This window comes from Streptomyces doebereineriae (assembly GCF_031845645.1).
Classification (GTDB): domain Bacteria; phylum Actinomycetota; class Actinomycetes; order Streptomycetales; family Streptomycetaceae; genus Streptomyces; species Streptomyces canus.
Window position 1 is genome coordinate 440,822 of the sequence record NZ_JAVREZ010000003.1, and the last position, 22,717, is coordinate 463,538.

24 protein-coding genes and 1 riboswitch are annotated in these 22,717 nt (G+C 70.8%); of the genes, 9 read left to right on the plus strand and 15 right to left on the minus strand.

The genetic code is table 11. The features are described 5' to 3' along the window. Positions 1 to 6: 6 nt before the first annotated feature. The 6 genes from RNB18_RS11585 to RNB18_RS11610 form a co-directional block, all read right to left on the minus strand. Entirely contained in the window at positions 7 to 981 is a 975-nt protein-coding gene (locus tag RNB18_RS11585; RefSeq protein WP_311714024.1) for an SCO2102 family sporulation regulator, read from the minus strand. A gap of 56 nt (positions 982 to 1,037) precedes the next feature. Next, the gene (metF, locus tag RNB18_RS11590; RefSeq protein WP_311714025.1) at positions 1,038 to 1,961 is read right to left on the minus strand and encodes a methylenetetrahydrofolate reductase [NAD(P)H]; all 924 of its coding nucleotides are present in this window, start codon (positions 1,959 to 1,961) and stop codon (positions 1,038 to 1,040) included. Positions 1,962 to 2,084: 123 nt separating this feature from the next. After that, on the minus strand, positions 2,085 to 2,735 hold the full coding sequence (thiE, locus tag RNB18_RS11595) for a thiamine phosphate synthase (RefSeq protein ID WP_311714026.1): 651 nt from the start codon (positions 2,733 to 2,735) through the stop codon (positions 2,085 to 2,087). A 95-nt stretch (positions 2,736 to 2,830) separates the two neighbouring features. Then, positions 2,831 to 3,202, minus strand: a complete 372-nt coding sequence (locus RNB18_RS11600; RefSeq protein WP_311714027.1) for an Rv2175c family DNA-binding protein — start codon at positions 3,200 to 3,202, stop codon at positions 2,831 to 2,833. Between the two features lie 91 nt (positions 3,203 to 3,293). Continuing rightward, the gene (locus RNB18_RS11605) at positions 3,294 to 4,508 is read right to left on the minus strand and encodes an NAD(P)/FAD-dependent oxidoreductase (RefSeq protein ID WP_311714028.1); all 1,215 of its coding nucleotides are present in this window, start codon (positions 4,506 to 4,508) and stop codon (positions 3,294 to 3,296) included. A gap of 32 nt (positions 4,509 to 4,540) precedes the next feature. Further along, on the minus strand, positions 4,541 to 4,891 hold the full coding sequence (locus RNB18_RS11610; protein WP_311714029.1) for a hypothetical protein: 351 nt from the start codon (positions 4,889 to 4,891) through the stop codon (positions 4,541 to 4,543). A gap of 52 nt (positions 4,892 to 4,943) precedes the next feature. Further along, a riboswitch (TPP riboswitch) is annotated at positions 4,944 to 5,055 on the plus strand. Between RNB18_RS11610 and thiO the strand changes: the two genes are divergently transcribed. From thiO to RNB18_RS11635, 5 genes are all read left to right on the plus strand, one after another. Continuing rightward, positions 5,053 to 6,216, plus strand: coding sequence for a glycine oxidase ThiO (gene thiO, locus RNB18_RS11615; RefSeq protein WP_311714030.1), 1,164 nt, complete (start codon positions 5,053 to 5,055; stop codon positions 6,214 to 6,216). (Overlaps the previous riboswitch by 3 nt.) Further along, positions 6,213 to 6,413 (plus strand): sulfur carrier protein ThiS, encoded by a 201-nt coding sequence (thiS, locus tag RNB18_RS11620; RefSeq protein ID WP_311714031.1) that lies wholly within the window; start codon positions 6,213 to 6,215, stop codon positions 6,411 to 6,413. Before thiO ends, thiS begins: the two co-directional genes overlap by 4 nt. Positions 6,414 to 6,416: 3 nt before the next feature. Further along, entirely contained in the window at positions 6,417 to 7,214 is a 798-nt protein-coding gene (locus tag RNB18_RS11625; RefSeq protein WP_311714032.1) for a thiazole synthase, read from the plus strand. 155 nt (positions 7,215 to 7,369) lie between these two features. Continuing rightward, positions 7,370 to 9,301, plus strand: a complete 1,932-nt coding sequence (gene pknB / locus RNB18_RS11630; RefSeq protein WP_311714033.1) for a Stk1 family PASTA domain-containing Ser/Thr kinase — start codon at positions 7,370 to 7,372, stop codon at positions 9,299 to 9,301. Between the two features lie 85 nt (positions 9,302 to 9,386). Then, positions 9,387 to 10,250: a deoxyribonuclease IV gene (locus RNB18_RS11635; protein ID WP_311714034.1), complete on the plus strand. Its 864-nt coding sequence runs from the start codon at positions 9,387 to 9,389 to the stop codon at positions 10,248 to 10,250. A 48-nt stretch (positions 10,251 to 10,298) separates the two neighbouring features. On the opposite strand, the gene RNB18_RS11640 is transcribed toward RNB18_RS11635, so the two are convergent. The 5 genes from RNB18_RS11640 to RNB18_RS11660 form a co-directional block, all read right to left on the minus strand. Then, positions 10,299 to 10,787: a Pycsar system effector family protein gene (locus RNB18_RS11640; protein ID WP_311714035.1), complete on the minus strand. Its 489-nt coding sequence runs from the start codon at positions 10,785 to 10,787 to the stop codon at positions 10,299 to 10,301. Then, a complete protein-coding gene (locus RNB18_RS11645) occupies positions 10,784 to 11,860 on the minus strand; it encodes a hypothetical protein (protein WP_311714036.1) in 1,077 nt (358 codons plus the stop codon). The genes RNB18_RS11640 and RNB18_RS11645 overlap by 4 nt, the downstream gene beginning before the upstream one ends. Next, on the minus strand, positions 11,857 to 14,058 hold the full coding sequence (locus RNB18_RS11650; RefSeq protein ID WP_311714037.1) for a hypothetical protein: 2,202 nt from the start codon (positions 14,056 to 14,058) through the stop codon (positions 11,857 to 11,859). The genes RNB18_RS11645 and RNB18_RS11650 overlap by 4 nt, the downstream gene beginning before the upstream one ends. After that, the gene (locus tag RNB18_RS11655; RefSeq protein WP_311714038.1) at positions 14,055 to 14,795 is read right to left on the minus strand and encodes a nucleotidyl cyclase domain-containing protein; all 741 of its coding nucleotides are present in this window, start codon (positions 14,793 to 14,795) and stop codon (positions 14,055 to 14,057) included. The genes RNB18_RS11650 and RNB18_RS11655 overlap by 4 nt, the downstream gene beginning before the upstream one ends. Positions 14,796 to 14,900: 105 nt before the next feature. Continuing rightward, the gene (locus tag RNB18_RS11660) at positions 14,901 to 15,599 is read right to left on the minus strand and encodes a Crp/Fnr family transcriptional regulator (RefSeq protein ID WP_311714039.1); all 699 of its coding nucleotides are present in this window, start codon (positions 15,597 to 15,599) and stop codon (positions 14,901 to 14,903) included. A 235-nt stretch (positions 15,600 to 15,834) separates the two neighbouring features. Here RNB18_RS11660 and RNB18_RS11665 point away from each other — a divergent pair, with 235 nt between their 5' ends. After that, the gene (locus tag RNB18_RS11665; protein ID WP_311714040.1) at positions 15,835 to 16,332 is read left to right on the plus strand and encodes a DUF4396 domain-containing protein; all 498 of its coding nucleotides are present in this window, start codon (positions 15,835 to 15,837) and stop codon (positions 16,330 to 16,332) included. 7 nt (positions 16,333 to 16,339) lie between these two features. On the opposite strand, the gene RNB18_RS11670 is transcribed toward RNB18_RS11665, so the two are convergent. After that, positions 16,340 to 16,972 (minus strand): sulfite oxidase-like oxidoreductase, encoded by a 633-nt coding sequence (locus RNB18_RS11670; RefSeq protein WP_311714041.1) that lies wholly within the window; start codon positions 16,970 to 16,972, stop codon positions 16,340 to 16,342. A 177-nt stretch (positions 16,973 to 17,149) separates the two neighbouring features. Between RNB18_RS11670 and bfr the strand changes: the two genes are divergently transcribed. Further along, positions 17,150 to 17,629 (plus strand): bacterioferritin, encoded by a 480-nt coding sequence (bfr, locus tag RNB18_RS11675; protein WP_007381448.1) that lies wholly within the window; start codon positions 17,150 to 17,152, stop codon positions 17,627 to 17,629. On the opposite strand, the gene RNB18_RS11680 is transcribed toward bfr, so the two are convergent. Then, positions 17,626 to 17,889, minus strand: coding sequence for a (2Fe-2S)-binding protein (locus RNB18_RS11680; protein ID WP_311714042.1), 264 nt, complete (start codon positions 17,887 to 17,889; stop codon positions 17,626 to 17,628). The two genes, bfr and RNB18_RS11680, sit on opposite strands and share 4 nt — an antisense overlap. 119 nt (positions 17,890 to 18,008) lie before the next feature. After that, positions 18,009 to 19,361 carry a class II 3-deoxy-7-phosphoheptulonate synthase gene (locus RNB18_RS11685; RefSeq protein ID WP_311714043.1) on the minus strand — a complete coding sequence of 451 codons (1,353 nt, stop codon included), beginning with the start codon at positions 19,359 to 19,361 and terminating at the stop codon, positions 18,009 to 18,011. A 283-nt stretch (positions 19,362 to 19,644) separates the two neighbouring features. Here RNB18_RS11685 and RNB18_RS53660 point away from each other — a divergent pair, with 283 nt between their 5' ends. Both RNB18_RS53660 and RNB18_RS11690 read left to right on the plus strand, forming a co-directional pair. Further along, positions 19,645 to 19,701: a trp operon leader peptide gene (locus RNB18_RS53660; RefSeq protein WP_225887340.1), complete on the plus strand. Its 57-nt coding sequence runs from the start codon at positions 19,645 to 19,647 to the stop codon at positions 19,699 to 19,701. A 91-nt stretch (positions 19,702 to 19,792) separates the two neighbouring features. After that, positions 19,793 to 21,649, plus strand: a complete 1,857-nt coding sequence (locus RNB18_RS11690; RefSeq protein ID WP_311714044.1) for an anthranilate synthase family protein — start codon at positions 19,793 to 19,795, stop codon at positions 21,647 to 21,649. 11 nt (positions 21,650 to 21,660) lie between these two features. Here the strand turns inward: RNB18_RS11690 and RNB18_RS11695 are convergent, their stop codons facing one another. Further along, positions 21,661 to 22,689 carry a 6-phosphofructokinase gene (locus tag RNB18_RS11695; protein ID WP_311714045.1) on the minus strand — a complete coding sequence of 343 codons (1,029 nt, stop codon included), beginning with the start codon at positions 22,687 to 22,689 and terminating at the stop codon, positions 21,661 to 21,663. Between the last annotated feature and the right edge of the window lie 28 nt (positions 22,690 to 22,717).

Here is a 22,717-nt window from a genome sequence, read left to right on the forward strand (position 1 = left end):
CCCGCTTCAGAAGCGGTACTGCTCGTCGTACCCCTGGCCCTGGTTCTGCTGCCCCTGGCCGCTGTTGTCCTGGTAGTACCCCTGCTCCTGCGGGAGTTCGCCACCGTAGGGCTCGTCGGTGCGCTGCTGCGGCACCCACACCCCGCCGGCCGGGGTCTCGCCGCCGTACGTCCCGCCGTACTGGTCGTAGCCCTGCTGGACGAACTGCTGCTGGCCGCCGTAGGAGGCGTCGTACGACCCCGCGCCATAGGTCTGGGTGCCGATGTACGGGTCGGAGTAGGCGGCGTACTGCTGCTGCCCGGCCTGGTCGTAGCCGTACTGCTGCTGGTCGTAGCCGGAGTAGCCGTCGTAGCCGTACGTCTGGTCGGCGGCGGCCGTCGCGTACTGGTCCTGGGTCTGGCCCGCGGACGCGTAGGACTGGTCACCGGCGTAGGAGGAGTCGTTGTATATGCCGTAGGAGCCGGTGTCGTCCGGCAGGGGCTGCGGCTCGTAGACCGAGGTGGTCTCGGCGGCCGTGGGCGCGGCGGAGCGCGCGGGCGTGAAGACGTCGTCGCGGTCGTAGTCGTCGTGGCCGTAGCCGGAGGCGTCCGGTCGGCCCTGGGCGTACCCGGCTTCGTCGCCGTGGGCCGCGTCACCTGACTCGAGGTCGGAGACCTCCAGGTCGGGCTCCTCGCGGCCGCGCTCACGACGGCTCTTCTTGCCGCCGGTCAGACCGCCCAGCGCGGCCGGCGGGTTGACCGCCCAGCCCTGCTCGAAGCCGCGGCGGAACGACAGCGTGACGTAGGTCTGGCCCACCGCGAAGGCGATCGCGCCGAGCCCGATGACGACCACCGACGGCATCAGCACGCCGAGGACCACACCGAGGAAGCCCACGAAGGCGAGCAGTCGCCAGCGCAAACGTGCCTTGTACTGCAGCAGCACCTCGCCGAGCAGCCACAGCGCGACGATTCCGAACGCGATGTAGAGGACCGTCCAGCCCATGTACGCCCCTCTCCCAGTGACCGCTACGCAGTGTGTCGTATATACGTGCGGCCGGTCTAGGCCTGCGGTGGATGGTGCAGACCCAGGTTTTCGTAGATTTCCAGCGTCGCCGTGGAGTTGTTGAGCGTGATGAAGTGCAGTCCGGGCACTCCCTCGGACAGCAGCCGGGCGCAGAACTCCGTGGCGAACTCGATTCCGATCGAGCGTACAGCGGTCGGATCGTCCTTTGCTGTGAGGATCCGCTCTTTCAGGACGGAGGGGATGCTCGCATTGCTGAGCTGTGGGAGCCGCTCCAGCATCCGCACGCTGGTCACGGGCATGACCTCGGGAATGACGGGGGTCGCGCAACCCGCCGCGTGGACTCGGTCACGTAGCCGCAGATACGACTCCGGCTGGAAGAACATCTGGGTGATGGCGTAGTCGGCGCCGGCGCGGCACTTGTCGACGAAGCGCGTGACGTCGGAGTCCCAGTCGGCGGAGCGCGGGTGCATCTCCGGGAAGGCCGCGACGCCGACGCAGAAGTCGCCCGACTCCTTGATGAGCCGGACGAGTTCGGCGGCGTAGGTCAGGCCCTGCGGGTGCGCCACCCACTCGGCCATCGGGTCGCCGGGCGGGTCGCCGCGCACGGCCAGGATGTTGCGGATCCCGGCGTCGGCGTACTGGCCGATGATGTTGCGCAGTTCCGCGACGGAGTGGTCGACCGCGGTGAGGTGGGCGACCGGGGTCAGCGTGGTGTCCGCGACGATCTGCTGGGTCTCTTTGACCGTGCCCGCGCGGGTGGAGCCACCGGCGCCGTAGGTGACGGAGACGAAGTCCGGGGCGACCGCTTCGACCCTCCTGAGCGCGCTCCACAGGTTCCGCTCACCCTTGGGGGTCTTCGGCGCCGAGAACTCGAAGGAGTACGTCGTCTTGCCTGCGGCGAGCATGTCACGCACCGTGCGTGCGCGGTCAGTCCTGGTGGATGCGGTTCCTAGGGCCATACCCGCAGGTTAGCCAGGGGGCAGCGGTCGCCCAACCGGATCACGGAAATTTGCCCGTTTTGTCGACTTGTTGTCCACCCCTCGGACACCGGGACGATCATGTGACCGCCGAACGCCAGCTCCTCACGCTGTGTCACGCAACCGCTTCGCGAACTCCGCGGCGGCCGCGCCCGGGTCGTCCGCCTCGGTGATCGCCCGGACGACCACGACCCGGCGGGCACCGGCGTCCAGGACCTCGTCGAGGTTGCCGAGGTCGATGCCGCCGATGGCGAACCAGGGGCGGTCGGTGCCGAGGGCGGCGGTGTACCGGACCAGGTCGAGGCCGGGGGCGTGCCGGCCGGGCTTGGTGGGGGTCGGCCAGCAGGGGCCGGTGCAGAAGTAGTCCACGCCGTCCTGGACCGCGGCCGCGGCGGCCTCCGCCTCGGCGTGCGTGGAGCGGCCTATGAGGATGTCGTCGCCGAGGATCGCGCGGGCGGCGGGGACGGGCAGGTCGCCCTGGCCGAGGTGCAGCACACCGGCGCGCGCCGCGTGGGCGACGTCGGCCCGGTCGTTGACCGCGAGGAGCTTGCCGTGTCGCGCGCAGGCGTCGGCGAAGACCTGGAGATGTTCCAGTTCCTCGGCCGCCTCCATGCCCTTGTCCCGCAGCTGCACGATGTCGACGCCTCCGGCCAGGACCGCGTCCAGGAACTCGGCGAGGTCGCCCTGGCGCTTGCGGGCGTCCGTGCAGAGGTAGACGCGGGCGCCGGCGAGCCGGTCACGGGTGGTGTCGGGCATGCGTGAGTCTCCCCCGGGGTTCGGTGGCGTACGGGCCGTGCCGGACCGTGGCCGTGGCCTCGGCGGTCACGGCCCGTACGCCGGTGTGGTTCGGATCAGACGGCGAGCGCCTGGGCCCGGCGCTTCACCTCCGTGCCGCGATTCTCACTCAGGGCCTGCGCGGGGGTGCCCGGCAGGCTCTCGTCGGGCGTGAAGAGCCACTCCAGCATCTCTTCGTCGGTGAAGCCGTCGTCCCTCAGGAGCGTCAGGGTCCCGGCCAGGCCCTTGACGACCTTCTGCTCGGCCCCGTCGATGAAGGCGGCGGGGACGTGCAGCGCGCGGTTCTCACCACGGCGTACGGCGATGAGCTGGCCGTCCTTGACCAGCTGCCGCACACGCGTCACCTCGACATCGAGCAACTCTGCGATGTCGGGGAGGGTGAGCCAGGCGGGGACGAGAGCATCGATCTTTGCGTCAATCTCGGTCACGGGATTAAGCGTGCCATCCCGCACTGACAGTCGGAAGCCGGGGCGCCCCCGGCGGGGGAACCCAGTTCTCACAGCGCCACCCGGTGGGCGCCTAAGCCGTCGCCGCCTTCAGCGGCCTCGCCGGGTCCACCAGCAGTTCCGGGTCCATCTCCGCGCCGGCCTCGATCAGGCGGCGGCCCTGGGCCAGGTCGCGGGGCCGGCCCACCGCCAGAAGGGCCACCAGGCGCCTCTCGCGCAGCCAGCACACCGTCCAGGCGGGGCCCGACGGCTCGCCGCGCCACAGCGTCGTGTCGGCGGACGCGTGGTGGCCGGCGTACTGGACGAAGCGGCCGAACTGCTCGGACCAGAAGTACGGGACGGGGTCGTAGACCGTGCGGGTCTCGCCCAGGATGTCGGCGGCCACCGTGCGGGGGCCCTGGAGGGCGTTGTCCCAGTGGTGGACCAGCAGGCGCTCGCCGTACCTGCCCGAGGGGAAGGAGGCGCAGTCGCCGACGGCGTGGACGTCCGGCACGGAAGTGCGCAGCCGGTCGTCCGCGACGACCTCGCGGTGGGCGCCGAGTTCGATGCCCGAACCGGCGAGCCAGGCCGTGGCGGGCCGGGCGCCGACGCCCACCACGACCGCGCCCGCGGCCACCCGGGAGCCGTCGTCCAGGACGACCGCGCCGGGCTCGACGCGCTCCACGCGCGCGTGGGTGCGCAGCACGGCACCCGCGTCGGCGTACCAGGAGGTCATCGGCGCGGCCACCTCGGCGGGCAGCGCGCCCGCGAGCGGCCGGTCGGCGGCTTCCACGACCGTCACCGCGCAGCCCGCCTCGCGCGCGGCGGTGGCGAACTCGGCGCCGATCCAGCCCGCCCCGACGACCACGATGTCGTGCTGCCGGGCGAGCACAGGCCGCAGCCGCTCGGCGTCGTCCAGGGTGCGCAGCAGATGCACGCCCGGCACACCCTCCGTGCCGGGCAGCCGGATCGGTTCGGCACCGGTGGCGAGGACCAGGGCGTCGTACGGGACGGGCCCGGCCTCGGTGTCCAGTTCGTGCGCTTCGGGACGTACACCGAGCGCCTCACGGCCGAGCAGCAGTTCGATGCCGAGGGCCTCGAAGTCCACGTCGAAGGCGGAACCCTCGGCCTTGCCGAGCAGGACGGCCTTGGACAGCGGCGGACGGTCGTACGGCTGATGGGGTTCCGCGCCGATCACCGTGACGGTGCCTTTGAATCCCTGTTCGCGCAGGGCGACCGCGGTCTGTACGCCGGCCATGCCCGCGCCGACCACGACCACCCGCCGCTGCGCCTGCGTCTGCTCGCTCATTTGATCACCCTAGTCACCTGACTATCAGTCAGTCAGGAGTCGTGCTCAGTGACCTGTTCCACAACGCTCGTCCCGCTGCCCGACTGCGACTCCCACTCCCACGTCTCCTCCAACCGCAGCCGGCCGTCGGGAAGCTCCAGGACCGTCGAGACGCAGTGCCCGGAGGATGTCGTTCCGTCGTGCTTGAGCTGCACGTACCGGAAGTCGAGACGGTCCCCCGCGCGCGTGCCGACGAGATGTCCGCGTACGACGTCACCGCCCGCGTACTCGGCCCAGATCTCCCCGTCCTTCTCGTGGTAGGTGAACCGGGTCCGTGTACCCACCTGACCTGGGGCCTGATCGGCCACCGGGGCGAGGACGAGGCCGTCGAGCGAGCGGGGCATGGCGGAAGGCTCCCTTACAGAGGCGCGCGGGCACGGGCTAGGGTGGCCAACGTAGAGCACTCGCGGGAGCCCGGACGCACCGGGCTGAGAGGGAGGCTGGCGGCCTCCGACCGTACGAACCTGATCCGGGTCATGCCGGCGAAGGGAGGGGCTGGACGCCCATGTCCTCACGTACGTCAGACGTCCTCGTCGTCGGAGGCGGCATCATCGGCCTGGTCACGGCCTGGCGGGCAGCGCAGCGCGGACTCACCACGGCCGTCGTGGACCCCGAACCGGGCGGCGGGGCCGCCCAGGTGGCCGCCGGGATGCTGGCCGCGGTCACCGAACTGCACTACGGCGAGCAGACCCTGCTGGGGCTGAACCTCGCCTCGGCCCACCGCTATCCCGACTTCGCGGCCGAGCTCACCGACCTGACCGGCCTCGACCTCGGCTACCGCCGCTGCGGCACGCTCGCCGTGGCCCTGGACGCCGACGACCGCGCCCATCTGCGCGAACTGCACGCGCTTCAGCGGCAGTCGGGGCTGGAGTCGGAGTGGCTGTCCGGCCGGGAGTGCCGACGCCTGGAGCCGATGCTCGCACCGGGGGTGCGGGGCGGACTGCGGGTGGACGGCGACCACCAGATCGATCCACGACGGCTCACGCGCGCGTTGCTGGCCGCGTGCGAGCAGGCGGGTGTCGTCTTCCACCGCGCGTGGGCCAAGGGCCTCCGTGTCGCAGGGAACCGGGCCGCGGGGGTCACCACGACCGACGGCGACGAGCTGGGCGCGGGCCAGGTGGTGCTCGCCGCCGGAAGCCTCAGCGGCCGCCTCGAAGGGGTCCCCCAGGACGTCCTGCCCCCGGTACGGCCCGTGAAGGGCCAGGTGCTGCGGCTGACCGTGCCTCCGCACCGCGCGCCCTTCCTGAGCCGCACTGTGCGGGCCGTGGTCCGCGGCAGCCAGGTCTACCTGGTGCCGCGGGAGAACGGCGAGCTGGTGATCGGCGCGACCAGCGAGGAGCTCGGCTGGGACACGACGGTGACCGCGGGCGGGGTGTACGAGCTGCTGCGGGACGCCCACGAACTCGTCCCCGGCATCACCGAGCTGCCGCTGACCGAGACCCGCGCGGGACTGCGCCCGGGCTCCCCGGACAACGCCCCGCTGCTCGGGCCCACGGAACTGACCGGACTGGTGCTCGCGACCGGCCACTATCGCAATGGCGTGCTGCTCACGCCGATCACCGGGGACGCCATGGCGCACGTCCTGACGACGGGCGAACTCCCCGACGTGGCACGCCCGTTCACCCCGAGGCGATTCGGCGCCGCGGAACTCCTGGAGCAGCCGGCATGAACATCTCCGTCAACGGAGAGCCGCGGGAGTGCGCTCCCGGCACGGCTCTCGACACCGTCGTGCGGACGCTGACGCCGGCGCCCTCCGGGGTGGCCGCCGCGCTCAACGAAACCGTCGTCCCGCGCGCGCAGTGGCCCTCGACGTCCCTCTCCGAGGGAGACCGCGTGGAAGTCCTCACCGCCGTCCAAGGAGGCTGACCCATGGCCGACGATCCCTTTGTCATCGGCGGTACGTCCTTCTCGTCCCGGCTGATCATGGGTACGGGCGGAGCGCCCAGCCTGGACGTGCTCGATCGAGCGCTGATCGCCTCCGGCACCGAGCTGACGACGGTCGCCATGCGGCGCGTGAACCCCTCGGTGCACGGCTCGGTGCTGTCCGTACTGGAGAGGCTCGGCATCCGGGTGCTCCCGAACACGGCGGGCTGTTTCACCGCCGGAGAGGCCGTCCTGACGGCCCGCCTCGCGCGCGAGGCGCTCGGCACCGACCTGGTCAAGCTGGAGGTCATCGCCGACGAGCGCACCCTTCTGCCGGACCCGATCGAGCTGCTGGACGCGGCGGAGACCCTGGTGGACGACGGTTTCACCGTGCTGCCGTACACGAACGACGACCCGGTGCTCGCCCGGAAGCTCGAGGATGTCGGCTGCGCGGCGATCATGCCGCTGGGCTCACCGATCGGCTCGGGCCTCGGCATCCGCAATCCGCACAACTTCCAGCTGATCGTCGAGCACGCGCGTGTGCCGGTGATCCTGGACGCGGGAGCGGGCACGGCGTCCGACGCGGCCCTGGCGATGGAGCTCGGGTGCGCGGGTGTGATGCTCGCCTCAGCGGTGACGCGGGCGCAGGAGCCCGAGCTGATGGCGCACGCGATGCGGCACGCGGTGGAGGCGGGACGGCTGGCGTACCGGGCGGGACGGATCCCTCGACGGCACTTCGCCGAGGCGTCGTCTCCGGTGGAGGGCAGGGCGGTACTGGACCCGGAGCGGCCCGCTTTCCAGTGACCTGACGTGGACGCTGGGGCCAGGGAGGTGCCCCAGCTGCACACCTGCCCCCGACCGGCAACTCCGTGCGATCTGCGTCACAGCTACGCTGCAGTCCCGCCTCGATATCGGCCGAACTGGACGGGCTGTCAGCGACGGCTCGTAGACTCACCTGCGTGGATACGACCCTTCAGGACCCGCTGGTCGGGCAGGTGCTCGACGGCCGCTATCGCGTGGACGCGCGGATCGCGGTCGGCGGGATGGCCACGGTCTACCGGGCCCTGGACACCCGTCTGGACCGCGTGCTCGCGCTCAAGGTGATGCACCCCGCGCTCGCGGCGGACGGGTCCTTCGTCGAGCGGTTCATCCGGGAGGCCAAGTCCGTCGCCCGGCTCGCCCACCCCAACGTCGTGCAGGTCTTCGACCAGGGCACCGACGGTTCGTACGTCTATCTCGCCATGGAGTACGTCGCCGGGTGCACCCTGCGCGACGTGCTGCGCGAGCGCGGGGCCCTGCAGCCGCGCGCCGCCCTGGACATCCTGGAGCCCGTGCTGGCCGCGCTCGGCGCCGCACACCGCGCGGGTTTCGTGCACCGGGACATGAAGCCGGAGAACGTCCTGATAGGGGACGACGGCCGGGTCAAGGTCGCCGACTTCGGACTCGTGCGGTCGGTCGACACCGTGACCAGCACCACCGGAGCCGTACTCGGCACCGTGTCCTATCTCTCGCCCGAGCAGATCGAGCAGCCGGGCACCGCGGATGCCCGCGTCGACGTGTACGCGTGCGGTGTGGTCCTGTACGAGATGCTGACCGGCGACCGCCCGCACGACGGCGACTCCCCCGCAGTCGTCCTCTACAAGCACCTGCACGAGGACGTCCCGCCGCCCTCGGCCGTGGTCCCGGGGCTGCCGTACGAACTGGACGAGCTGGTCGCGTCGGCCACCGCCCGCACCCCCGACCTGCGTCCGTACGACGCCGTGGCGCTGCTCGCGCAGACCCGCGAGGCACACGGCAGGCTGAGCGCCGACCAGCTGGACGCGGTACCGCCGCAGGCGCTCTCGGCGGAGTACGCGGGCGCCGAGAACCGCACGAGCGTGATCCCGCGCACCCTCACCGTGCCGCGCCCCCTGCCGGTCAACGAGGACGAGCCGGTGTACCACCGCACCAGCCGCCTGGAGAGCCCGCCGCCCCCGCCTTCCCGGCGCGGCCGCTCGTCCGGCGGCCCCCGGCGCGGCCCGCTCCTGATCGTCGCCGCGCTCCTGCTGGCCCTCGGGCTCGGGGCGGGTGTCTGGTACATCAACTCCGGCCAGTTCACCCAGGTCCCGGCCCTCCTCACGAAAACCGAGGCACAGGCCCGGGACCGGCTGGACGACGCCGGTCTGGAGACCGGCAAGGTCACGTACGCCTACAGCGACACCGTGAAGCGCGGCACCGTCATCAGCACGGACCCGGGGGTGGGCGCCCGCATACGGAACAACGACTCCGTGTCGATCACCGTCTCCAAGGGCCCGCAGACGGTGAAGGTGCCCGATGTGCAGGGGGACGCGCTGAGTAATGCCCGGACCCGCCTGAAGGCGGAAGGGCTGCAACCGGGCATGGTCACCCGGGAGTTCAGCGACGACGTACCGAAGGGTTTCGTGATCAGCACGGATCCCGAGGACGGCACCACGCTGCGTGCCGGCTCGGCGATCGCGCTCACCGTCAGCAAGGGCGCCCCGGTCGACGTCCCGGACGTCACCGGCGAGGATCTGGCCGACGCCAGGGCCGATCTGACGGAGGCCGGTCTGAAGGTGAAGATCGCCACCACCCGGGTCAACTCCGAGTACGACGCGGGCCAGGTCGCCAAGCAGACCCCGGCCGGCGACAGCCAGGCGGCCGACGGTGACACCGTCACCCTGACGATCTCCAAGGGCCCCGAGATGATCGAGGTCCCGGACGTCACCGGCGACAGCGTCGACGACGCCAAGACCGAACTGGAGGACGCGGGCTTCCAGGTCGACGAGGACCGCGGACTGCTCGGCCTGTTCGGCGACACGGTGAAGAAGCAGTCCGTGAAGGGTGGGGACACGGCCCCCAAGGGTTCGACGATCACGATCACCATTCGCTGACCAGCGCGAGGGGTGCGATGCACGGTGTGGTGCGCGCACCGCACCCCACCCGCACAGGCGCCGCAGGCAATGGCACCCTTGACCGGTGACAACTCAGCGCAACCCCGTCGGCGGCCACGTCCCCGTGGCCGGCGGCCTGAACTCCGTCGGCCTGTCGTACGCCCGTGACCTCGCCGCCGAGACCGTGCAGGTCTTCGTCGCCAACCCGCGCGGCTGGGCCACCCCCGCCGGAAACCCCCGCCAGGACGAGGCTTTCCGCGAGGCCTGCGCGCAAGAGGCGATCCCGGCGTACGTCCACGCCCCGTACCTGATCAACTTCGGCTCGCACACCGAGGCGACCGTGGAGAAGTCGGTCGATTCGCTCCGGCACTCCCTCCGGCGCGGACGCGACATCGGCGCGCTGGGTGTCGTCGTGCACACCGGCAGCGCCACCGGCGGCCGCGACCGTTCCGTGGCCCTGAAGCAGGTGCGCGAGCACCTGCTTCCGCTCCTCGACGAGCTCACCCACGACGACGACCCGTACCTGCTCCTGGAGTCGACGGCCGGCCAGGGCGCGTCCCTCTGCTCACGCACCTGGGACTTCGGCCCGTACTTCGAGGCCCTGGACGCCCACCCGAAGCTGGGCGTCTGCCTGGACACCTGCCACATCTTCGCGGCCGGCCACGATCTCACCGGTCCGAGCGGCATGCACCAGACGCTCGACCTCCTGGTGGAGACCGTCGGCGAAGGCCGCCTGAAGCTGATCCACGCCAACGACTCCAAGGATGTGGTCGGCGCCCACAAGGACCGCCACGAGAACATCGGCTCCGGCCATATCGGCGAGGACCCGTTCCGCGCCCTGATGACCCACCCCGCCACCGAGGGCGTGCCTCTGATCATCGAGACACCAGGCGGCAAGGAGGGGCACGCGGCGGACGTGGAACGACTGAAGAAACTCCGGGACGGCTGAGGACGGCTGAAGACGGCCGAGGCGGCGAAGGAAGCCGAGACGATCGGGTCAGCGCACGACGGCTGACAGGAACGCCAGCAGCAGCCCTGCCCCGAGCAGCCACATCGACCGACGCAGCCAGCGGTACTTGGCCGAAAGGATGACGCTGACGTCCTGGAACTGGGTCAGCAACCAGCTCACCCGGTCCGCGCCGGCCTCGGCGGTGGCACGGCGCAACTCCTCCAGGTCCGTGCCACGAAGGGCGTCGGCGTAGTACGTCGGACCTGGAACCGAGCGGACCGTGCCGGTACGGGGCAGGACCACCGCGAGGAGCAAGAGCGTGCCGGCCGCCCAGAGTGCCCCGCCCGCCGCGAGGAGTCCCAGGGCAACCCCCGAGGCCTCGGTCGGCACCCCTCTGCCGAGCGCCAACGCGGGCACCGCCACAGCACCCGAGAGCAGGATCGACGCCTTCACGTCCGCCCTGCCCAGGTCCTCGCGCACGGTCAGCAGCAGCCGCTCGGCGACGTAATGCCCGGCGTCCGGTTCGCCTGCGGTCACTCGCGGGCCCCGGAACCGTGGTCGTACTCCATTCCCGTGCCCTCCCCGGGCACCGAGTCGGTCGGCGGCGCGGGAGGGATCGGCGGTGCGTCGGCCGGGGCCAGCGGCGGTGCGGGCGGCATCGGCGGTATCGGCAGCGCCGTCGGCGCCTGCGGCAGCCCGTTCGGGAAGACGCCGCCGGCGACCGTACGGCTGTAGTCGATGAGGGCCTGGACCTGCTCGTCGATCTGGTGGCGCTGGACGACACCCTGGTTGATCAGGTTGGTCAGATAGTCCAGGGCGCCCTGGCGCTGCTCGCGGGCCTGCTGCTGGAGCACGCCGAGGATCTCGTGCGCCCGGCTGGGGTCCTGGGCCAGCATCGTGGCGTACTGGACGGTCTCGCCCGCGCTGATCAGCTTCCGCGCGTCGTCGAGGTTGGCGGCGATCCGTGCCTTGTGGGCGATGTCCATGGCCTCCTGGACCTTGCTGCCCTTCTCCACCGCGACCATCTGGGCCTGATGGTCGGCGGCCGCCTGGCCCAGGTCGATACGGATGAAGACCTGGGTGACCAGGCCGAGGTCGGCGCCGAAGTCGTTCCACCGGCCGCTGGCCAGCTCGTCCTGGATCGCCTCGTCGACCTGCTGCGCCGAGTCCAGGCTGTAGCGTCGGCTGATCCCTCGCAGCCGGGCTTCCAGCGACGGCCGGAGCATGCGCTCCACGTCGACCACCCGCTTCTCGGCGGCCAGGTAGAAGTCGCGCACCTCCCAGTTGACGTCGGCGCCCGCCTTGAAGCGCGACCGGTCGCCGTAGGTGGGCAGTTCGAGCTGGAAGGAGGCCTGGTGCTGACCGCGGGCGACCCAGCACACCGAGGTGGGCTTGGCCATCAGCGGCTTGTTGACGTGCTCGGCGCCGCGCACGGTGATGATGCTGTATCCGCCGTTCTTGTAGTAGAGCACCGAGGCCACCTGGCTGTTGCGGTGCCGGTAGGCGGCCTGTGGGGCGAACTCGCGTACGAAAGGGCCTCTGAGGTCGTGGGGCAGGACGAACTCCTCGTCCTGCCGCGGCCACTGCTGGCCCCACTGGTTGTGCGTCATCGTGTACTCGCTCCCTGGACCGCCCCCCACAGGCGGCGGACCTGCTGTTCGTTCAGTGGTTGGTCGGGGTCTTCGGTCAGTTCCGTGATCAGCGACAGCAGTCGGTCCCGGTCGTCCTGGCTGTGCACCAGCAGCGGCAGGAACCGCTCCAGGCACTCGGTCCAGGGCTGCTCGGCCGAGTCGCGCAGCCAGCCGGACAGGGTGTCGACGGCGGCCTCGTAGGACCGCGGGGTCTGCAGAGCCGTCCACAGGAGCCCGGCGAGTTCCGCGGACTGGGCGGGCCGGGCGGCGGCGAGGGCCAGCATCAGCGGCCAGTCGCCGTGTCCCTCCAGGTCGTCGTGCTGGTTCCAGAGATCGACCACGGAGACGGAGGCCAGGAAGATCGTGCTCTGCAGACCGAGGTCCTGGTGGGGCCGGCGTTCGTCGGACAGCCAGGCGCGGATCCGGCTCGGAGTCCGGCCGTCGGGGTGGGCGCCGGCGAAGTGGGCGACCTGGACGGCCGCGTCGGCCCGTAGCCTGCCCTCGTCCCAGGCACCGATCCCGCCGAGCAGGTCCAGCGACTCGCGCAGAGTGACCGTGGCCCGCCCCCTGCCGAGCACCGCGCCCGCCGTCCAGCGCAGCTGTTCGTCGCCGTGCCGGGCCCAGGAACCGACCAGGGCGCGGACGGCGCCGCCGACGTCCGGGGAGCGCAGGGCCACGTCGAGCACGGTCGCGGCGAACAGCCGGCGCCGGGCCTGCCTGGCCTGGGCCATGGGCTGGACCAGCTCGTGCACGGTGTGCGACAGGTCGAGGCGGCACAGCTGTCCGGCCGCGACGGCGGCCCGCACCCAGACCTGGGGCCGGTCGTCCTCGCACAGTCCGGCCAGCCACCGCAGCACGGGCCCGCGCGCGTTGTGCCGGTGCTGCCAGAGGTGGCCCAGGACGGCCGGGGCGAGAGCTTCACCGGCGAAGCGCACCGTGCGCACCGGGACCTCCTCGGTGCCGACCTCCTCCGAGCCGAGTTCGGCGACCGCACGGGCGGAGACCAGCCGGGCGTCGACGCCGTCGCTGAACAGCGGGCGGCCGGGTGTCGCCTCCGGATCTACGGTGACGGCCAGTTCCCAGGCGAGCACCTCGGCGGCCTCGGCGACGGCGCTGAGCGAGGCCCCGTCCAGGACGGCGACGGCGATCCGGTAGGCCGCGTCCCGTAACCGCTCGGGGGTTTCCGAGCGGACGCCTCCGGCAAACCACTCGGCGGCCTGGCTCTCGGCGAACTTCCGGCATGCCGCGAGCAGTTCGTCGTGCGTGAGCTCGCCCCGGGTGTTGCGGGCCAGCAGGGTCGCGAAGTGGGCCGCCTCCGCGGGCCGCAGCTCGTCGAGGCCCCGCGCCTCCACCACCTCGGGATCGAGCGCCATGGCCCGGGCCCGCTCGTACGCCTCGGGCCCCGCCTCGTCGAGTTCGTCGGCCAGGTGACCTTCGAGTACGGCGGTCTGGGGGGCCGGCGTGTGGACGCGGTAGTAGCGGCCGCCGCGGGAGAGCACGTCCCCGGGTTCGGGGGTGGCCAGCAGGACCGCGTAGGCCTGCTTCTTGCGGAGCAGTTCGCAGAGCCGGTCCAGGCCGGTCTCGTCGGGCAGTCCGACGGCGCTGGGTTCCAGCACATAGCCGTGGCCCTCGTTGATCTGGTTGTCGTCCAGCTTGTCCAGGTCGGTGCGCGGATCGAGCCGCGAGACCTGGCCGCGGGTCAGGTCGTCCAGCAGGGACAGCGCGGTGTAGGAGCGGCCGGTACCGGGACGGCCGAGCAGGACCAGGAGCTGTCCGCCGCGCAGTTGCCCGCGGTACTCGCCGTAGTCCTTCGGTTCCTGGAAGACCCGGCGCAGCCTGCGTAGTTCGTCCTCCGGGAGCGGGCCGGCGAGCAGCCGCTCGGCCGCCTGTCCGCCGTAGAAGTTCATGGTCTGGACGGACCCGGAGCTGATGAGGGTGCCGGAGCCGTGCGAGGACACGGTCGAGCGGTAGATCCTGGAGGCGGCTGCCGCGGCTCCGGGCAGCGCCTCCTCGCCGAGCGGGTAGGCCGCGGTGCCGCCGATGACGTCGGACTGAGGCTGTTCCGGGCCGCTCCCCTGGTCGGGGCCGGTGGACTTGTCCGGTTCGGCTTTCTGCTGCGGCTGTTGCTGCTGGGGTTTCGGGTTGCCCTGGGGAGGCTGGGGGCTCTGCGCGTTCACCGGTCACCGCCGTACTGGTTGATGTGCAACGTGTCGACGTTGCCGTTGGCGATGAACTGGCCGCTGCCGTGGTGGTGGTTGTTCTGGACGAAGCTGTCCCCGGTGCCCTGGGGCTGCGGCGGCTCGGGCGGGAGGTCCTTGGCCGCAGTCGCCGGGTCGGGCGGCTGCGGCAGCCCGGGCACCGTGAACCAGGCGGCCCTGCGGCCCTCCTTCAGCTCCACCTCGTGGCGGCGGTAGTGGTCCGGCTCCACCCAGCGTCCGCCGGCGAGCACGACGTCCTCGTACAGCCGGTCGGAGGCGACCACCACCAGGGGTGCGCCCTCCGCGGCTTTGAGGATCGCCTTCGCGGTGTCGCAGTCGCCCAGTCGGCAGGCGAGATCGACGGCCCGCCCGGAGCGGCCGTGTGCGTCGGGCGTGACGGGGCCGATATGCAGACCCACGCGCAGCCGCAGGGGCTTGTTGAGGTCGCGGTTGGTCTGGCGGAGGTTCTGGTGGAGGTACTCCAGCCACTCCCCCACCACCCGCTGGGGCGGCACGTCGGGCGCCAGGACGCTGAGGATGCCGTCGCCGCGGTCCTCCTGGTAGAGCCGGGGAGCGCGGATACGGGCCTGTTCGAAAGCGGTGTTCGTGACCTCGTAGAGTCTGCGCCGCATCCCGGGTTTCTCGGTGTCGGACAACAGGCCCGAGCCCTGCGCGTCCACGTTGACGATGAAGCCGTACTCGGCTTCCTCCTCCATCGTTCTCTCCTCCCTGCCGTCCCGTCGAACCACCGGCTCCTCGGATGGTCGCGGAGCCTGCCGATCCCCGCTGTAGCCGTTTACACAGCGCGGCGCCGGGTGCTTCTAGGTCTGGGTGCCATGGGGTTGTCCGGCGGCGAGCAGGCGGAGGGGATCCAGGTCGGCCACGGCGAGGGTGCCGGGGCCGGTGCGGACCAGGCCCTGGTCGCGCAACAGGCGCAGAGCCTTGGCGACGGCCTCGCGGGTGGAGCCCACGGAAGCGGCCAGTTCGTGCTGAGCGAGGGGGAGCCGTATGGTCACGGCCTCGTTCTCCAGCCGGCCGGTACGGTCGGCGAGTTCGACCAGGCGTTCAGCGAGCCTCTGTAACACCGTCATGGAGGCGAGGGCCCGGCGCTCGTGGTCCGCGCTGCGCAGCCGCTCGGTGAGCTGAATCGTCATCAGCGCGTTGGCGGGCGGCCGGGAGGCCAGGAAGCGCCGGAAGCGCTCGCCGGGTACGACCAGGCCGGTCACCGGACCGAGGGAGCTCACCGAGGCACTGCGGGGACGGCCGTCGAGTGCCGCCATGTCTCCCACGACCTCGCCGGCCCGACGCAGGGCCAGGATCAGACGGCCGCCGCGCTCGGTCGGCGTCCACACCGTGCACCAGCCGCTGAGCAGGACGACCACGAACGTGGTGCGGTCGCCCTCGGCGAGGGGCGTGTCGTGCGGTGAGTACTCGTGCCGGGTGCCGAGACCCGACAACGCCTCCCGGTCCGCCGGGCCGAGACCCCCGAAAAAGGTACGCCGCTCTCCGAACAGCCCCACCGTCGTCCCCCGTGTGCCGCTCTCCCCCGAACCGGACCGCAAGCGGAACCCCGAAGGCCCCTTGGATCCGTCTCCACCCGACGTTTCCCGCCAGGCAAGGATCTCAGCGTAGCGCTCTGGGCACGGAATGTGCGGTCAGTTACCGGAACGACGTCCGAACCTTCACACGGATACCCCTAGGGGGTATATAGTCGGACCCCTGGAAGGATCCGTCATCCGACGCTGGAGGCCAGCCGTGGACCACGAACACACCGCGCACGCCCACACCGGGCACACCGACGCCGCACAGCCGGGCGCCACCTGGGCCGTCGCCGTCCAGGCCACCCTTCACTGCCTCACCGGCTGCGCCATCGGCGAGGTGCTCGGCATGGTCATCGGCACCGCGCTCGGCTGGGGCAATCTGCCCACCACCGTCCTGGCGATCGTTCTCGCGTTCGTCTTCGGCTACTCGCTCACCCTGCGCGGGGCCCTGAAGGGCGGCCTGGACTTCCGGGCCGCGGTCCGGGTGGCACTGGCGGCCGACACCCTCTCCATCGCCGTGATGGAGCTCATCGACAACGGCGTGATCGTCCTGTGGCCGGACGCCATGGACGCGGAACTCGCCGACCTGCTGTTCTGGGCGTCACTGGCGATCTCGCTGGCCATCGCGTTCGTCGTGACCGTGCCGGTCAACAAGTGGATGATCGGGCGCGGCAAGGGTCACGCGGTGGTCCACCAGCACCACGCGCACTGACCGACCGTCACAGCTCGGGGCCGTCCCCCGGCTGCTCCTGGTACGAGTACCGCTGTTCCTTCCAGGGATCGCCGACGTTGTGATAGCCGCGCTCCTCCCAGAAGCCCCGGCGGTCGGCGGTCATGTACTCGACGCCACGGACCCATTTGGGCCCCTTCCAGGCGTACAGATGGGGGACGACCAGCCGGAGCGGAAAGCCGTGCTCCGCGGTCAGCAGTTCCCCGTCCTTGTGGGTGGCGAAGATCGCGTGTTCGGACGCGAAGTCCTCGAGGCGGAGGTTGGAGCTGAAGCCGTACTCGGCCCAGACCATCACGTGGGTGACCGCCGGGGCGGGCGGGGCGATCTCCAGGATCGTGCGGGCGGGAATGCCGCCCCACTCGGCACCGAGCATGCTGAACTTCGTCACGCAGTGCAGGTCGCCCACGACGGTGGTGTACGGCAGCGCCGTGAACTCCTCGTGGTTCCAGCAGTGTTTCTCGCTGTCCGCGGTGGCGCCGAAGACCCGGAACTCCCAGCGCTCGGGCCGGAACTTGGGGACCGGGCCGTAGTGCGTGACGGGCCAGCCGCGCTGCAGTCGCTGCCCTGGCGGAAGCTCGGAGTGTGCCGCTTCTCCGCTCTCGCTCTCCACCGGCTGACCCATGCCTTCCATCCTGACAGACCCGAGGGGATGCACCCGACCAGCCCTCGCCCAATCCCCCTCAAATTGGACTAAGCATGCCCTTACTTACTAAGTGAAGACTTACTGGACGATCTTCTTCACCGGTGCAAGGATGCGGCGCAACCTGCCAGTTCCCCACGGTTGGAAGGAGCCTCTGCGATGCAGGGCGACCCCGAGGTCATCGAATTCCTCAACGAGCAGCTCACGGGCGAGCTCACGGCGATCAACCAGTACTTCCTGCACGCGAAGATGCAGGAGAACTTCGGCTGGACGAAGCTCGCGAAGTACACGCGGCACGAGTCGTTCGACGAGATGAAGCACGCCGAGGTGCTGACCGACCGCATTCTCTTCCTGGAGGGGCTGCCGAACTACCAGCGGCTGTTCCACGTGCGCGTGGGCCAGACCGTCAAGGAGATGTTCGAGGCCGACCGGCAGGTCGAGGTCGAGGCCATCGACCGCCTCAAGCGCGGTATCGAGGTGATGCGCGCCAAGGGCGACATCACGTCGGCGAACATCTTCGAGTCGATCCTCGCGGACGAGGAGCACCACATCGACTATCTCGACACACAGCTGGAGCTTCTGGAGAAGCTCGGCGAGGCGCTCTACATCGCGCAGCTGATCGAGCAGCCGGAGAGCTAGGCGGCCTCGTCCAGTGCGGCGAGGGCAGGCTGACCCTGTTCGGCGAGCTCACGGCGGGGGTACTCGCCCCGGCGCAGGAGCGCCTGGATACGCCGTACGCACGAACCGCAGTCCGTGCCCGCCTTGCAGGCGGAGGCCACCTGGCGGGGGGTGCAGGCACCGTCCTCGGCGTGCTTCTTGACCTGCTGCTCAGTGATGCCGAAGCAACTGCAGACGTACACGCGGTTCCACCTCCCGCCGGGATTGCTCGGTCTCGCCATCCCGATGATCGGTGAGGCTAACCTAACCTTACCCGGCGCTCAGGAACCGCAAAAGTGGAGCGGGGCGCGGATCGTATGTGATCCGCGCCCCATTCACGTTCCTGTAACAGGTGCTCCTGTCACTGGTCCCTGTACATCTCCGCGACGAGGAACGCCAGGTCGAGCGACTGGCTGCGGTTGAGGCGCGGGTCGCAGGCCGTCTCGTAGCGCTGGTGCAGGTCGTCGACGAAGATCTCGTCGCCGCCGCCCACGCACTCGGTGACGTCGTCACCGGTGAGTTCGACGTGGATGCCGCCCGGGTGGGTGCCCAGGCTCTTGTGGACCTCGAAGAAGCCCTTGACCTCGTCGAGCACGTCGTCGAAGCGGCGGGTCTTGTGGCCGGAGGCCGCCTCGTAGGTGTTGCCGTGCATCGGGTCGGTAATCCAGGCGACGGTCGCGCCGGAGGCGGTGACCTTCTCGACCAGCTCGGGCAGCTTGTCGCGGACCTTGTCGGCGCCCATGCGGACGATGAAGGTCAGCCGGCCGGGCTCGCGGTCGGGGTCGAGGCGCTCGATGTACTGCAGCGCCTCCTCGGCCGTGGTCGTCGGACCGAGCTTGATGCCGATCGGGTTGCGGATCTGCGAGGCGAACTCGATGTGCGCGTGGTCCAGCTGCCGGGTGCGCTCACCGATCCACACCATGTGCGCGGAGACGTCGTACAGCTGCCCCGAGCGCGAGTCCACGCGGGTGAGCGCCGACTCGTAGTCGAGCAGCAGCGCCTCGTGCGAGGAGTAGAACTCGACGGTCTTGAACTCCTCCGGGTCGGTCCCGCAGGCCCGCATGAAGTTCAGCGCCTGGTCGATCTCGCGCGCCAGCTGCTCGTAGCGCTGGCCGGACGGGGACGACTTCACGAAGTCCTGGTTCCAGGCGTGCACCTGGCGCAGGTCGGCGTAGCCGCCGGTGGTGAAGGCGCGCACCAGGTTGAGCGTGGAGGCGGAGGCGTTGTACATCCGCTTCAGGCGCTCGGGGTCCGGGATACGGGCCTTCTCGTTGAACTCGAAGCCGTTGACCGAGTCGCCCCGGTACGTGGGCAGCGTCACGCCGTCGCGGGTCTCGGTGCCCTTGGAGCGCGGCTTGGAGTACTGGCCGGCGATGCGGCCGACCTTCACGACCGGCACCGAGGCGGCGTACGTCAGCACGGCGCCCATCTGGAGCAGGGTCTTGAGCTTGTTGCGGATGTGGTCCGCGGACACGGCGTCGAAGGCCTCGGCGCAGTCGCCACCCTGGAGGAGGAACGCCTCTCCCTTGGCGACGGCCGCCATCCGGGCGCGCAGCTGGTCGCACTCGCCCGCGAAGACGAGCGGCGGATACGACTCGAGGTCCGCGATCACTGCGCGCAGAGCCTCGGTGTCGGGGTACTCGGGCTGCTGCGCCGCGGGCAGGTCTCGCCAGGTGTTGCCAGCGCTCGCGCTGGTCTTAGCGTTCACGGTCACGACGTCAACATTACGGGGTCGTGTCATGGCTCCAGCGCCGTGCCCAGCAAATGAGACACGAGGGGCGGACCGGCACCGCCCGTTCTGGAGGAGCAGCTGCCCGGACCGCGCAGCGCCTCGGCCAGTTCAGCGGCGAGCATCCGGGCCTCCCGGGACCGGTCGCCGGCAAGCTGTTGGGCCCGGCGCGCCGCCGGCCGGCAGCCGGGCACCAGACGGGCTCATGAGCACGCCAAGAAGAAGCCTGAGACGTTCCTGTGAAGGAAAGACGTGTAAGATCCGCGCCATGCACGCGCACTCGACCCAGAACTGGTGGTGGACCGCTCATCCGGCGGCCCACTGACAAGCGCGTACGCAAGACTTCGCGAAGGCCGCCCGAGGGGCGGCCTTCGGTGTTTCCGGGGTCGTTCCTCGCAATCAACAGCTGAGGAACCATGGACCTGACCCAGCTTCTGCACGACGACCGTCCTTTCGCCCTGCTCCGCCGCCGCACCCCGGGCCACGACGAGAACACCGTCGAACTGCTCGTCGGCCCGGTCGGCACCTACGACCGTCTCGCCGACCTCCCCGACGAGGGCCTGGCGCTCGTCCCCTTCCGCCAGATCCGTGAGCGCGGTTTCGACGTGCGGGACGACGGGACGCCGCTCGCGGTGCTGACGCCCGAGGAGACCCACGCCCTCTCCCTCACGGAGGCCCTCGCGCAGCTTCCCGCCCACGACGTCCGCGTCGAGAACGGCGGCTTCGACGTGGCCGACGAGGAGTACGCCGAGATCGTCGGACGGGTACTGCACGAGGAGATCGGGCGCGGCGAGGGCGCCAACTTCGTGATCCGGCGGACCTACGAGGGCGGCATCCCGGGGTTCTCCCGCGCGGACGCGCTCGCCCTGTTCCGGCGGCTCCTGGAGGGCGAGCGGGGCGCGTACTGGACCTTCGTCGTGCACACCGGCGAGCGGACCCTGGTCGGCGCGAGCCCGGAGGTGCACGTCCGGATGTCCGGCGGGACCGTCGTCATGAACCCGATCAGCGGGACGTACCGCTACCCCGCCGAGGGCCCGACCCCCGAGCATCTGCTCGCCTTCCTCGCCGACGGCAAGGAGATCGAGGAGCTGTCGATGGTCGTCGACGAGGAGCTCAAGATGATGTGCACCGTCGGTGACATGGGAGGGGTCGTCATCGGACCCCGGCTGAAGGAGATGTCCCACCTCGCGCACACCGAGTACGAGCTGCGCGGGAAGTCCTCGCTGGACGTGCGGGAAGTCCTGAAGGAGACCATGTTCGCGGCCACCGTCACCGGTTCCCCCGTGCAGAACGCCTGCCGGGTCATCGAGCGGCACGAGGTCGGGGGGCGCGGGTACTACGCCGGCGCGCTGGCCCTGCTCGGCCGTGATTCCGGCGGGGCGCAGACCCTCGACTCCCCCATCCTCATCCGCACCGCGGACATCTCCGCCGACGGCCGCCTCAGGGTCCCCGTCGGCGCGACCCTCGTGCGCGGCTCGGACCCGGTGAGCGAGGTCGCGGAGACCCACGCCAAGGCGGCGGGGGTACTGGCGGCTCTCGGCGTACGACCGTCCCGGCCCCGTGCGGAGCACGCGCGCGTGAGTCTCGCCGACGATCCACGCGTGCGTGCCGCGCTCGACGGGCGGCGCACCTCGCTGGCGCCGTTCTGGCTGCGGATGCAGGAACCCCTCGACGAGCTCACCGGACATGCACTGGTCGTCGACGGGGAGGACACCTTCACGGCGATGCTCGCGCACGTCCTGCGGTCGAGCGGGCTGGACGTCACCGTCCGCCGGTATGACGAGGAAGGGCTCCGGGAGGCGGTGCTCGCGCACGAGGGGCCGGTCGTGCTGGGCCCCGGTCCCGGTGACCCCTGCGACCTGGACGACCCGAAGATGCGGTTCCTGCGGGGCCTGACCACCGAGGTGATCAGGCAGCACCGGCACGGCGTCCTCGGCGTCTGCCTCGGACACGAGCTGATCGCGGCCGAGCTGGGCCTGGAGATCGTACGGAAGGAAGTGCCGTACCAGGGCGCGCAGACGACGGTCGATCTGTTCGGGCGGCCCGAGACCGTCGGCTTCTACAACAGCTTCGTGGCGCACTGCGACGACGAGACGGCGACCGAACTGGCCGCGCACGAGGTCGAGATCAGCCGGGCGGACAACGGAGAGGTGCACGCCCTGCGCGGCCCCGGCTTCGCGGGCGTCCAGTTCCACCCGGAGTCGGTCCTGACCCTGAACGGCGCCGTCGTCGTACGGGAGTTGGTGAGGCAGCTGCGCCGCACGACCGTGTGAGCCGGCCGGCGTCAGCCGAAGAACACCCCCACCTCCTCGTACAGCTTGGGATCCACCGTCTTCAGCTTCGCCGTCGCCTCCGCGATCGGCACACGCACGATGTCCGTCCCGCGCAGGGCGACCATCTTGCCGAAGTCGCCCTCGCGGACGGCGTCGATGGCGTGCAGGCCGAAGCGGGTGGCGAGCCAGCGGTCGAAGGCGCTGGGGGTGCCGCCGCGCTGGATGTGCCCGAGGACCGTCGTGCGGGCCTCCTTGCCGGTGCGCTTCTCTATCTGCTTGGCCAGCCACTCGCCGACACCGGACAGCCGAACGTGTCCGAAGGAGTCGAGCGACTCGTCCTTGAGGACCGCGTCGCCGTCCTTCGGCATGGCGCCCTCGGCGACGACCACGATCGGGGCGTACGACGCCTTGAAGCGCGAGGTGATCCAGGCGCACACCTGGTCGACGTCGAAGCGCTGCTCGGGGATGAGGATGACGTTGGCGCCGCCCGCGAGGCCGGAGTGCAGGGCGATCCAGCCGGCGTGGCGGCCCATCACCTCGCAGACCAGGACGCGCATATGGGACTCGGCGGTGGTGTGCAGCCGGTCGATGGCCTCCGTGGCGATGCCGACCGCGGTGTCGAAGCCGAAGGTGTAGTCGGTGGCGGAGAGGTCGTTGTCGATGGTCTTCGGTACGCCGACACAGGGCACGCCGTGTCGGTCGGACAGTTGCGCGGCCACGCCCAGGGTGTCCTCGCCACCGATGGCGACGAGCGCTTCGATCTCCCGCGCGGCCAGGTTCTCCTGGATCCGGCGGATGCCGTCCTCCTGCTTCAGCGGGTTCGTGCGGGAGGAGCCGAGGATGGTGCCGCCGCGGGGCAGGATGCCGCGCACGGCCGGGATGTCGAGACGCACGGTGGCGTCCTCCAGTGGACCCCGCCAGCCGTCCCGGAAGCCGGTGAAGTCATAGCCGTACTCCTGAACGCCCTTGCGGACGATGGCCCGGATGACGGCGTTGAGGCCGGGGCAGTCGCCGCCTCCGGTCAGTACTCCGACGCGCATGGACAGTTCCCTTCGCCGCAGGTGCCTG